At 30.4% G+C, this 11932-nt stretch carries 10 protein-coding genes; 1 reads left to right on the forward strand and 9 read right to left on the reverse strand.

Going from position 1 to position 11932, the window contains the following annotated elements; genetic code table 11:
- Positions 1 to 119: 119 nt before the first annotated feature.
- Together K7H06_RS12720 and nhaC are read right to left on the reverse strand one after the other, a co-directional pair.
- Positions 120 to 1331 (reverse strand): M20 family metallopeptidase, encoded by a 1212-nt coding sequence (locus K7H06_RS12720; RefSeq protein ID WP_223036420.1) that lies wholly within the window; start codon positions 1329 to 1331, stop codon positions 120 to 122.
- A gap of 30 nt (positions 1332 to 1361) precedes the next feature.
- Positions 1362 to 2810 (reverse strand): Na+/H+ antiporter NhaC, encoded by a 1449-nt coding sequence (gene nhaC / locus K7H06_RS12725; RefSeq protein ID WP_223036421.1) that lies wholly within the window; start codon positions 2808 to 2810, stop codon positions 1362 to 1364.
- 260 nt (positions 2811 to 3070) lie between these two features.
- Between nhaC and K7H06_RS12730 the strand changes: the two genes are divergently transcribed.
- On the forward strand, positions 3071 to 3973 hold the full coding sequence (locus tag K7H06_RS12730; RefSeq protein ID WP_223036422.1) for a DMT family transporter: 903 nt from the start codon (positions 3071 to 3073) through the stop codon (positions 3971 to 3973).
- Positions 3974 to 4049: 76 nt separating this feature from the next.
- Here the strand turns inward: K7H06_RS12730 and K7H06_RS12735 are convergent, their stop codons facing one another.
- From K7H06_RS12735 to K7H06_RS12765, 7 genes are all read right to left on the reverse strand, one after another.
- Positions 4050 to 5360 (reverse strand): hypothetical protein, encoded by a 1311-nt coding sequence (locus tag K7H06_RS12735; RefSeq protein ID WP_223036423.1) that lies wholly within the window; start codon positions 5358 to 5360, stop codon positions 4050 to 4052.
- A 226-nt stretch (positions 5361 to 5586) separates the two neighbouring features.
- On the reverse strand, positions 5587 to 5982 hold the full coding sequence (locus K7H06_RS12740) for a hypothetical protein (protein ID WP_223036424.1): 396 nt from the start codon (positions 5980 to 5982) through the stop codon (positions 5587 to 5589).
- Positions 5983 to 6071: 89 nt separating this feature from the next.
- Entirely contained in the window at positions 6072 to 6398 is a 327-nt protein-coding gene (locus tag K7H06_RS12745) for a DUF6054 family protein (RefSeq protein WP_223036425.1), read from the reverse strand.
- Positions 6398 to 7195 carry a hypothetical protein gene (locus K7H06_RS12750; protein WP_223036426.1) on the reverse strand — a complete coding sequence of 266 codons (798 nt, stop codon included), beginning with the start codon at positions 7193 to 7195 and terminating at the stop codon, positions 6398 to 6400. Before K7H06_RS12750 ends, K7H06_RS12745 begins: the two co-directional genes overlap by 1 nt.
- A 285-nt stretch (positions 7196 to 7480) precedes the next feature.
- Entirely contained in the window at positions 7481 to 8566 is a 1086-nt protein-coding gene (locus tag K7H06_RS12755) for a putative NPN-dependent ornithine cyclodeaminase (RefSeq protein ID WP_223036427.1), read from the reverse strand.
- A 261-nt stretch (positions 8567 to 8827) separates the two neighbouring features.
- The gene (locus K7H06_RS12760) at positions 8828 to 11176 is read right to left on the reverse strand and encodes an ATP-dependent DNA helicase (protein WP_223036428.1); all 2349 of its coding nucleotides are present in this window, start codon (positions 11174 to 11176) and stop codon (positions 8828 to 8830) included.
- 134 nt (positions 11177 to 11310) lie between these two features.
- A complete protein-coding gene (locus K7H06_RS12765; protein WP_223036429.1) occupies positions 11311 to 11910 on the reverse strand; it encodes a hypothetical protein in 600 nt (199 codons plus the stop codon).
- Between the last annotated feature and the right edge of the window lie 22 nt (positions 11911 to 11932).

The raw sequence follows: 11932 nt of genomic DNA on the forward strand, positions 1-11932 counted from the left end.
CTCCCATTTTTTATAATTCATATTTTGTTCTTTTATTGTAACATTCTTTAAAAGTAAAATACAATTTGAATGATTAAAAATAACCCTCTTATTCTTTTTATAGAATAAGAGGGTTATTTTTAATTGAGTCCAAGGGTGTTTATTAGAAATTCATATACTACATGGGCAGTTTTTATAACAGAATCTATTTCTACATACTCATTTGCTGTATGATAATTACCTCCATTAGCTCCAAACACAAATGTTGGTACTTTTAATCTAGAACCTAAATAATTAAAATCTCCAATGCTAGAAAAATATGCAATTTGCGGCTTTTCGTTACATACATTTTCAATACTCTCTATAATTTGATTGACATAAGGCTGATTTTCCTCTACGATATAAGGATTAAATCCTTGGCTTTCATGGCTAGGACCCTCTCTAAAAATCATTTTTACTTCTGACTTTATATCAGCTCTTTTTACTGCTTCATATAGTTCTTTTTCAAGGTATGCTTTATCTTCTCCTCTTACAATATGTCTAAAAACCGTAAAGAATGCTGTATCTGCCACACTACATGCTTGACCTCCACCGCCCGCTTCTATAATACAAGTGGACCCTTTTCCTAGTTTAGGGTCTTTCATCATTTCAGAATTTTTTAATTCCATCATAACTTTTGCACAATCAAGGATGGCACTATTTCCTTTTTCAGGATTAGCTGCATGAGCAGCTGTTCCTTTAAATTCAACCCTATAGTTATATCCTCCTCTTGCCCCTAGACAAAGACAAGGAAAATCAACACCACAAAATCCGCTACTTGGTTCTGTTACAATGGCTACATCTGCATCTTTAACAATTCCATCCTCTATTGTGGCATTTGTTCCCAGACCATAGGGACCTTCCTCATCCGATACAAATGAATAAAGGATTTCTCCTTTAAAATCTTTTACTGTTTTTTTAAAGGCTTCAAGGGCTAATAATAAAGCTGTACAACCTGATTTCATATCTAAAGCACCTAATCCATAAAGTTTATTTCCTTCTCTAGTAGCTTTTAAAGGATCTTTCTCCCATCCTTCACAAACATTCACTGTATCTAAATGTCCATTCAATAAAATACAAGGTCCTTTTTCTTTTCCCTTTAATCTTCCAATTACATTTGTTCCCTTAAAGTTTGTAATCTTATTTTCCTCATATTCATGAAACTGTGGATACAATTTTTTTTCTTTTAGCCACTCATATGTAAAGAACATGACTTTTTCTTCATGAAAATATGGACTATGAATTTCTATAAGCTTTGTTAATAATTCAACTACGCTTTCCTCATTGATATAATCTAAGACTTGTCTTTGCATAGTTTTTCTTCCTTTCCTGACTTTTTATATTTATTGAGTGCTTTCTTCCTTTTGATCATTATAAGTATTCATAGATGGGATATCTCCTTCTTTGAACATAAATTTACCTGTAATACCATAGATAATCGCAATGATTGGTGTTAAAAATGCTAAGAACACATAAGGTAAATAATCAAGGGTTTGTACGCCCAATACACCAGTGAAAAACACACCACAAAGTCCCCAAGGTACAAGAGGTGATGTTACTGTAGCTGAATCTTCACAAGTTCTAGAACAAACTTGTGGTAGTAAGTTTAGTTTCTTATAAGCAGGTACTAACATTCTTCCTGGAATAATAACTGCCATATATTGACTTGCTGAAAAAAGATTTACTGCAATACTTGACAATACATGAGTTGTAACTAATCCTCCAGTAGTACTTACAAGATGAGAAATTTTGTCTAATAATACTTCAAGCATTTTTGTTTTTTCAAGTATTCCTCCAAGACTTAATGCTATAAATCCTAAAGATATAGTCCACATCATGCTTTGTAGCCCTCCACGGCTAAGTAGTTTATCAATTTCTTCAATCCCTGTTGATGAAACAAATCCATCATTCATAAAGGATAACATCTCTCCAAGTCCATACCCTTGAAAAGCCATTGCAAATACTGCTCCTAAAATAGATGCAACAACCATAACTGCAAGTCCTGACCATTTTCTTACAGCTAAAACTACCACAACAAGTGGTGGAATCAAAGTAACTGGACTAATCCAATAATTTGCTTTTAATCCATTTAAAATAATATCTATTTGGCTCGTATCAATACTACCACCTGTAAACTTCATACCAATAATGCCATAAATAATCAGTGACAGAATGAATGCAGGTCCTGTAGTATAAACCATACTTCTAATATGATCAAATAGATTTGCCTCTGCTACACCTGCTGCTAAATTAGTAGAATCCGAAAGAGGCGACATTTTGTCTCCAAAGATAGCTCCTGAAACAACAGCTCCTGCTGTAATAGGTGCAGGAATACCAAGCCCCATACCAATTCCCATAAATGCTACACCAAAAGTTGCTCCAGTGGTCCAACTACTACCTGTAGAAATTGAAGCTACCGAACATACAAAAGCTACTGTAACAAGAAATATTGATGGTGATAAAATCTTTAATCCATAATAAATCAATGTTGGTATAGTTCCTGCTGGAATCCATGATGCAATCAATACTCCCACTAGCATTAAAATCAACATAGGAATCATGGCTATATTACATCCATATATAACCCCTTCCTGAATATCCTCCCATGTAAATCCAGCCTTTAATGCTACAATAGAGGCTACTACTGATGCTAAAATCAAAGTAATGTGTGTTACCCAGTTTTGATGCAAAACAAACACTTGTACATACATAGCTGCACAAAGAAATAAAATAACAAAAAGTGCACCACCAAAACTAGGCTTTTTTTCCTTCATATTTTTTTCTTTCATCATACCTATTTACCTCCTTCTAATGAATATATCTTATGATAACAGCTACTTGTCATAGGAAACGTTTTAAAAATTGTTTATTCAAATATTCTTTTTTTTAATAATAAACATCTTTTAAACATTTTTTAAACATTCCAGCTATTTAAATCATACTTTTCTTTTTTGTTTATTCCATTATTTTGAAAATTCCCTCTATTATCCTCTTTCAACTTGTAGTAGAATGATATTAGGCATAAAAATAACTGCCAAGGAGGTATTTGATCATGAAAAAACAGACGAAAGCTGACCTTCTACTTATTCTAGCTACGTTTTTTTGGGGCAGTTCTTATATACTGACCAAATTCGGGCTCCATGAGCTTAGGCCCTTTCATCTTACTGCTATGCGGTTTATTATTGGGTTTTTTATTGCTGCTATAGGTCTATATCCTCATTTAAAAAATACAAACAGGCAAACATTAAAATATGCAGCAATATTTGCTATAATTCTTACAATGGTTTTTGTCACGCAAGCCTATGGTATTCTGTATACTACTGTAGCCAACGCTGGATTTCTCATAAGCTTGACAGTGATTATGGTTCCCATTATCTCTATTTTATTTTTAAGGGAAAAGCCCAATTCCAGCACTCTACTTGGTGTTCTTTTAGCCTTTATAGGAGTTATTCTCTTGACTGGCATAGAATCTCTACAATTTAATATAGGAGATGGCCTATCTCTCCTATGCGCTCTACTCTATGCTTTTCATATTCTGCTAATGGAACGTGTAACAAAGACAGTGGATGCAATCGCTTTGGGTATCTGGCAACTAGGATTTACAGGGATATTTAATATTATTTTGGCTCTCATATTTGAAACGCCTACACTCCCCCATACAACATCCACATGGGTTGTAGTTCTATTCCTAGCAATTTTTTGTACAGCCATCGCCTTTGTTGTCCAATGCTATGCCCAACAATATACAAGCGCAACCCATACGGCTTTAATTTTTTCATTGGAACCCGTATTTTCAGGATCATTAGCGGTCCTCATTCTACACGAAATATTAACTATACGTGGATGGATTGGTGCTGCACTATTACTTATTGGAACATTAGCTTCAGAACTAGATGTACTCAGCTTACTTCCAAAGAAATTACCCCTTAATAAAACAGTTCCCCCCCACAATTAAAAAAAGCCCCTTAAAATAGACATTTAAATAAATTTCATTGTCTATCTTAAGGGGTTTATTCAATCCACTTATCTTTTTATAAATCTTTCTCTTTATTAAAATACATGATTTCACTTTTTCCAAAAGCTTTATGCGCTCCCGTATTTGCATCAAATGTATACGTATATAATATATGATCTAAATCAACAAATACTTCATATACTAATTGACCATCTCTCATTCTTACAAGAATACATTCTTTGATAACTCCGTTCTTGATCTTTGATAAAATTTCTTCCTTTTTTAGCTTTGGTTTTATAATTTCTTTAACTTTTCCTGTGGGATTAGCTAGATATAATTGATCTACTGCTCCAAATCTGTTAATACTTATTTTAACTTCTTCCATTTCATCATAGATATTATCTACTTTTTTTATAAAGTTATAATCAATCCGGTCTATTAAGTGAACATTATCTATATCATAATGTTTTTCTTTTTTATAACAGTTGTAAGTATCATCTATAAATAGGGCTGCTATTTCCTTCCCTTTTTGATCCATCACCTTTTCAGACACAGCATTTGTATGATACTGAACATTTTTCCATATTCTAATATCTCCATCTGTTTTATTTACTTCAATCCTATAACTATTATGATCATCTTTTTTTGATGATTGATTGATAAAAGTGTATTCTGATTCATTTTTTCGAGTATCCTCTCTATATACTACTTCATCTTCTGGAAAAAGCTTTTTAAAAATTTTATTCCCTATTTCTTTTGCTTCTTCCATAGAAATATTCTCTACTATCTTTTTTTCTTCATAAGGTCTATATTCACGCAATATCTTATATTTTTCATCTCTAGAAATCTTATTTGTACTTTTACAAAATTCTTCATAAATTTTTATTGTATTTTTTCCTTTATGTTTTCCATTTAATATAGTAAGCTCATTCAATCCATATTTCCCCAAAATCTTGTCATAAGCATCAATTACTTCCTTATTGTACATATGCAATGCTTTCAAATAAGATTTTTCTTTTTCATTCAATCTACCATCCTCAACAATACAATCAATTTTATAATCTGCAGAACCAACAAACCTTAACCATTTACTATATAAATCTAATCCATAGGCATCTCGTATCTCATCATCTAATATATCTAAAGCAAAAATAGATTCATTATTTATATGATAATCTCTTTGAATAACAACATCATCCAATATAATTTTTCCTATATCATCATTCATCTTCCCTAAAGTTTCAATACTATCTTCTAAATCCATAAATATTCTTTCATCTGCATATTCCTTAATTTTACCATTTCTATAAAATAGATGCCCTAAAAGCAAAAGTAATACTAAAATGATTATTTTTAGATGGGTTTTATTTACAAATAATTTATTCATATTCTACATTCTCCCCCTCAAATTCACTTATACATATACAATTTTTCATTTCAATAAACTTATCCTAATTTTTATCAATATAAGAAATATTTAGTTCATACTCTACTATTATACTTCTTCATCTTAAAAAATTTCATTTTTTGCTATAGACAGTTTATTCCATATTATTCAAAAAAGCAACCCTGCACCTAAATGCAGGGTTGTTTTCAACTATAAAATATATTTTTTATACTTTCAATCCATTTACAATCATTGCATTTCCTTGAGGAGGAATACTTCTTGTTAGGATACCATTAAAAATAATGTCCACATTTTGACCAATTTTTAACTTCTCAAAAGTCATTACGATTGTATGTTCATTAATATGAAAAATATATTCCATTCCCTTTATATCTTCAATCAATAATGATCTTTTTCCGCCTCTCATGGTAATCTTTTTGATTTTTCCTGAAACCATTTCAAGATTGTCTTTTTTTACATCCTTTAAATCTTCTTGGTCTATCTTTTGAACTGAGTTATAAATATTGTTCATGTAATCTGCTTTTTGAGGATTCATCTTTGAAGAACATCCCATCATACAGAGTACAATAATCAAAAATACTGCTGTTATTTTTCGTCTCACATACCTCATTCCTTTTTTAAAATTTTATTTTACATATTTAGTATGTGAGTTTTTTCGTCATTTTATTTTTTCTTTTGAATAAAGCTAAACTAAATAATATACTTTTTTAGTATATCCTTTACACTATCTACAAAATCATCAGAAGCTCCCCAGTCAAAGCTAAAAATCATTCCTGGAGAACTCCCCGTAGAAACAGTTCTTACTTCTGTTTGTCCTTTTAAATTATCTATCATGACGATTAATGCAGCTCTATTCCCTACACGCATATAATATTTTTCAAAAATCAATATGCCCATATATTTTTCATTACCTAACTCATGCAGCTCTTCATGTATTAAATCTGCATCTTCCTTTTCCATCACCATCTTATATGCATCTTTTGGTGAAAGACTTACATAAAAATTAGCCTGATTCATCATTCTTCCTCCTCAGGATATTGATCTTTTTCGGAAATAATCTCTATATTTTCAACCTGCTTATTTTCTGTAATCTCTTTTTTAAACCCTGCATCTATCAAAAATTTTATGATTATACAGTTTACTATAGGAACTAGAAATAAATCAATAAAAGTATAGATGAAGGTTGCTATTTGCACAGCATTATTGATATATTCTAAATCATTTAAATGAGTCATAACCACCATAAGTCCAGGTATTAGAAATATATTAGAAATTAGTATAATCCTTACTAATACCCAATAGTTTCCCTTTATGATGTCATTATTTATTTCAAAATATGATTCTTCTGAATCTGTGATACTAGCAATATTATCTATACAATAGATTCTTCCTATGGTTAAAACACCTACTATAAAAACAATACTACACCAAAATAATTTAATAGTCATACTTGAAACGTTCATAATCAAAAGATATTCAATACCAAAAAATAGTATATATACAATCCCTAATATAATATTTGCACCAAAAAATCTCCAAAATCTAAGTTTGCTGTAATTCCACACCTCATCAAAATCAGTTTTTATTCCTAAAAATGATTGATACGCTTTATAATTCATTGAAATTCTAGCTCTGCTCGTTAAATAAATATTCACTAATAACAATATTAAAAGGATTGGACTTCCCTTCAATAGTTTATCGAGTAAGGAAAATCCAAAAATAATCATACTAAATTGCATATATCCACCAAAATCAGATGTATATTCCTTATACCCCTCTTTGATTACTTTCAAAGTACTTACATGATTTTTCATTCCTATCCCCCTCATGATTTAACTCATCCCTTTATTTTTGAGCCAATTTTTTACATTTCTATAGATACTTCTACATCTTTTTTCTAAATCCTTCTATCTTTCATTATATAACCTATATGGTTACTCTATTATGCCATTGCATCACTCATAACAATCCTTATGAATCATTTTTATAAATAATTACTACTATCTTAATATATGAAAAGCATAAAATAAATAAATTTTATACGCCCTATTTATTCTATGCTTTTCTTACATAAATGATTATCTTATATCTTTAGTTTTTTAATCTACCAACCGATCTTTTAATTTTCCTAGAAAATCTTGAATATTTGCTACAATGGTTTTTCCTTGGAGTGTTCCTCTATCTCTTAACTTGTTTAATACAAACTCAGAGACATCTACTGCATAAATATATACAGGTCTTACATTTCCATCAACAACTGTATAGGAAGGTGTTACATTTCCTGTAGCAATAGTATGGAGTTGTGTGGCTAAACAGATTACAGTTGTTGCACGTTTTGCATGGCTTCTCATGGCTTCTTGAGAATCATATACATCCGCAAAAACACTAGGAAGAGGTCCATCATCTCTTATTGAACCTGCAAGTACCATTGGAACATGATTTTTGACACATGCATGGACAATACCATTTTTTACATCTCCATTTTCAACCAATCTTTCTAAAGACCCAGCCTTTCTTGCTCTATTAATTGCATCTATATGATGATAGTGTCCATTAGGCTTTGAATCTTGATTATAAATATCTTGTCCTAAAGCTGTTCCAAAAAGTGCTCCTTCAATATCATGAGTAGCTAAAGCATTTCCAGCTAAAACTGCATGAGCATATCCATTGTGTATTAAATCTGCCATTGATTTTCTAGAATTACAATCAAAGGATACGGCAGGCCCTAATACCCATACAATATATCCATTTTCTTTTTCATGCTGTAAAAGTTCAAATAAATCCTCATAATCTTTCGTAAAAGCTGTTTCTCTAGATCTTCCACTTCTAAAGGAAAATACATCCCCTTCTTTGTTTTCTTCCACAAACCCATTTACATATAAATAAATCCCTTCACTTCCATCTTCTGTTCTACCGATAACTACTTGATCTCCTACTTTTAAATTTCTAAATTCCTTTATTTCAAGCTTTTCATCATCTACAATAACTACTACACAATCCATTCTACTCTCAGTTGCTAAAATCCATTTTCCATTCACTTTAAAATACTCAGGGTACATGGAAGTGACATGGTAATTTTCTGGAGCAACTCCATCCTTTGTTACTACCTCTACACTTACATTTTGAACAGATTGAAAATTTTTTTGACTAAAATCTGGATGATTGTACTTAGGTAATTTAAACATCCGAATATTCCTCCTTATGATTGAAACAAGTACTGTTAAAAAATATTACATACTTGTATTATTAAAATTTTTGTCATAATTTAACCCTATTTATCAAAATTTGCTAAACCATCAATTATCATACCATAATTTCATTTATTCTATCAAGTAATGTGCTCAACCTATTATAAATAAACACAAAATTTATACCTTTAACAATTTAAAATATATGGTAGTAGATATTAAACACATATAAATAATAAAAAGACAGGAAATCCTGTCCTAATTTTTTTGATGAAATTTTTCTAATGTTTGAATCATCTCTTCTTCTGATTTTATATTGATTCTATGATTCCATTCCCTAGGAAATATCCTCTTATAACTTGCGTAGTTAAATCTTTCATCTATTAAAAGTACTACTCCTTTATCCTTTTCTGTACGAATAACTCTTCCTGCAGCTTGAAGAACCTTATTCATTCCTGGATAAATATAGGAATAATTAAACCCATTGTTATTTTTTTCGTTAAAATAATCTTTTATAATGTTTCTCTCAAGGCATATTTGAGGAAGTCCTACCCCTACAATAATTGCACCAATAAGCCTATTTCCCTTTAGATCTATTCCTTCACCAAATATTCCTCCCATTACAGCAAAACCTACTAAAGGAATTTTAGGGTTTTCTTCGAATGCTCGTAAATAGTCTTCTCTTTGTTCTTCATTCATGATGTTTCCTTGAATGATTGTCCTATATTCAGGATATTTTTCTTCAAATCTTTCATAAACCTCCTGCATATATTTGTAGGATGGAAAAAACACTAAATAATTTCCCAATTTTTGAGATATATTGGCTTTTATATAATCTGCTACTGCATAGTAGCTATATTCCCTATCTTTGTATTTTGTTGAAATGCTACTCGCAATCATCAGGCAAAGATTATTTTGATCAAAGGGAGAAGGTAATATAATGCTTTTATCCTCTATATCTCCACCTAAAATATCTTTAAAATATTCTATAGGTGATAAGGTAGCCGAAAAAAATATGGCTGATTTTCCTCTCTTCACAGCTTCCCTTAATAGATAAGAAGGATCAAGGCAAAACATTTTCAATAATATATCTTTATTTTCCTTTTCTACATAACTTACATATCTATCATCATAAAGTTCTGCAATTCTTATAAAGGATAAACAATCAAAAAATAATTCTAATAATTCTTGATATCCTTTCTTTCCTTTTTTTTCAGCTAAAAACTCTTCACTTTCAGATATAAGCCTATTTAATAAATACAATATATCCTCAAACATCTCTTTTTGTATATAAAAATCCTTTTCTTCACAAAGCTTCTTTACTTTGAGCATATATTTATTCAGTCGATCTAATGCTTTTGCAATTCTAGGTTCATCCTCTTTAAATACTTTTTTTAAATCTAAAAATGGCTTTTTATATAAAGTTGCTGAAAACATTTCACGAGCACGATCTACTAAGTTATGTGCCTCATCCACTAAAAAAGTACAATCATTGTTATGAAATTCAAATAAACCTTTTAAGTTTACTCTAGGATCAAATATATAATTATAATCGCAAATAAGGGCATCTACCCATGTAGCTAAATCTAATGACAACTCAAAAGGACAAATATGATGCTTTCTTGCATAGCTTTCTATTCCTCTCCTTGATAATTCATCTTCATTTTGAAGTATATCAAGAATAGCTCCATTTATTCTATCAAAATGTCCCTTTGCATACTCACAATATTCTGGGTCACAGTTTCTTTCCTCTTTAAAACAGATTTTATCCTTTGCTGTTAAGGTTAATGTTTTAAATCTTAATCCTTTTTCTCTCATTTTTATAAAGGCTTCTTCTGCAACTTGTCTCGTAATGGTTTTAGCTGTAAGATAAAATATTTTTGATGTATGTCCTTCACTAAAGGCTTTTACTGTTGGAAAAAGGGTTGATATAGTTTTTCCTATTCCTGTAGGGGCTTGTGCAAATAGCTTTTTTTGATCTTTAATAGTTCTATAAACTGAAACGGCAAGTTCTCTTTGTCCAATCCGATATTTTTCAAAAGGAAATGTTAAATCTTTTACTGAAAGGTCTCGAAGTTTACACCAATCAGAAGTTAACCTTGCCCAAATAATGTACCGGTCTACAATACCACAAAAAAACTCTTCTACATGAGAGAAGGTAAAAGTTTTTCTTATATTTTTAACTTTTTCCGTTTCTAATTGAAAATAAGTTAATTGAACATCTATAGTATCTAATTCATTTTGAAGAGCATATATATAGGCATAAACTTTTGCCTGTGCCCAATGTATTTCATTATAATTTTCATCAATGCTTTCAAGGGGCTTTGTAGTAGATTTTATTTCATCTATACAAATAGAGCAAGGCTCAGTTATAATACCATCTGCTCTCCCTTCTATTAAAAATGTAAAACCTTCATGTTCAAGTTTATGTTTTAGCGTAACTTCAGCTTCATAATTGGTATCTTGTGCATTTTGTACCTTTTGATGAGCTCTTGTACCTTCTACAGCCCTTGACATACTTCTAAAGCTTGCATCTAAATCTCCCGAACGCAAAATAAATTCAACTAAATTTCTAACAGATATTTTTATTTCCTTTGTATTACTCATATCATCAGCCTTTCAACAATGAATTCATTCAGCAAAGCTGAATATATAAATATTTAGATAAGGATTCTATTTCCACCCTCTTATCTAAATAATCATCCTATAAATAGATAAAAGGCAGTAATTTGCCTTCTTCTCTATTTAAAAATATCATATTTTCTAACTAACTCTACACCAATTATAAGCATTCCCGTTAACATCATTATAAATCCTGAATATGAAAAACCATCCTTATCTAAAAAAGGTAATCTTTCTTTGATTGCTCTAAGAATCTGACCATATAACTTTGTTCCTTTTAAATCTTTCATATGTAAACTTGCAGATACTTCATCTCCTGTTATTTTTATTTCTTTTTTATATATTTGTACCTTTTCTCTTTTGTTAAACCCTGTAACAACCTTTGTATCATTATACCATTCAGATAAAACAATCGTTTCTTCTTTTTCTTCGTAAGGAACTTTATTCTTTTCTAAGATCTCTTTTACTATTTTTTCAACTTTTGATTTATTCACGTTGTGAATCATATATCCTTGACCATTCCATGCAATAAATATAGCCCATATCATAAGAAACCCTTGAGTAAATAGTATTTCAAATATGTCAGCTTCAATAAATATCCCTCCAAACAATGGAGTAATGGCAAATATTTGATAAAATAAAGTATGAAGCATGAATTTTTTCCCCGATAAAATAATTAATCCATAAAGAATCAATAAACCTCCTAAAACAATTCTCATATAACTACTCCCCCATATAACT

Source organism: Crassaminicella profunda, from assembly GCF_019884785.1.
Classification (GTDB): domain Bacteria; phylum Bacillota; class Clostridia; order Peptostreptococcales; family Thermotaleaceae; genus Crassaminicella; species Crassaminicella profunda.

Excerpts from the sequence above, each read along its gene's own strand:
- K7H06_RS12720 (WP_223036420.1), bottom strand. The coding sequence starts at position 1,331 with ATGCAAAGACAAGTCTTAGATTATATCAATGAGGAAAGCGTAGTTGAA.
- nhaC (WP_223036421.1), bottom strand. The coding sequence starts at position 2,810 with ATGATGAAAGAAAAAAATATGAAGGAAAAAAAGCCTAGTTTTGGTGGT.
- K7H06_RS12730 (WP_223036422.1), top strand. The coding sequence starts at position 3,071 with ATGAAAAAACAGACGAAAGCTGACCTTCTACTTATTCTAGCTACGTTT.
- K7H06_RS12735 (WP_223036423.1), bottom strand. The coding sequence starts at position 5,360 with ATGAATAAATTATTTGTAAATAAAACCCATCTAAAAATAATCATTTTA.
- K7H06_RS12745 (WP_223036425.1), bottom strand. The coding sequence starts at position 6,398 with ATGAATCAGGCTAATTTTTATGTAAGTCTTTCACCAAAAGATGCATAT.
- K7H06_RS12750 (WP_223036426.1), bottom strand. The coding sequence starts at position 7,195 with ATGAAAAATCATGTAAGTACTTTGAAAGTAATCAAAGAGGGGTATAAG.
- K7H06_RS12755 (WP_223036427.1), bottom strand. The coding sequence starts at position 8,566 with ATGTTTAAATTACCTAAGTACAATCATCCAGATTTTAGTCAAAAAAAT.
- K7H06_RS12760 (WP_223036428.1), bottom strand. The coding sequence starts at position 11,176 with ATGAGTAATACAAAGGAAATAAAAATATCTGTTAGAAATTTAGTTGAA.
- K7H06_RS12765 (WP_223036429.1), bottom strand. The coding sequence starts at position 11,910 with ATGAGAATTGTTTTAGGAGGTTTATTGATTCTTTATGGATTAATTATT.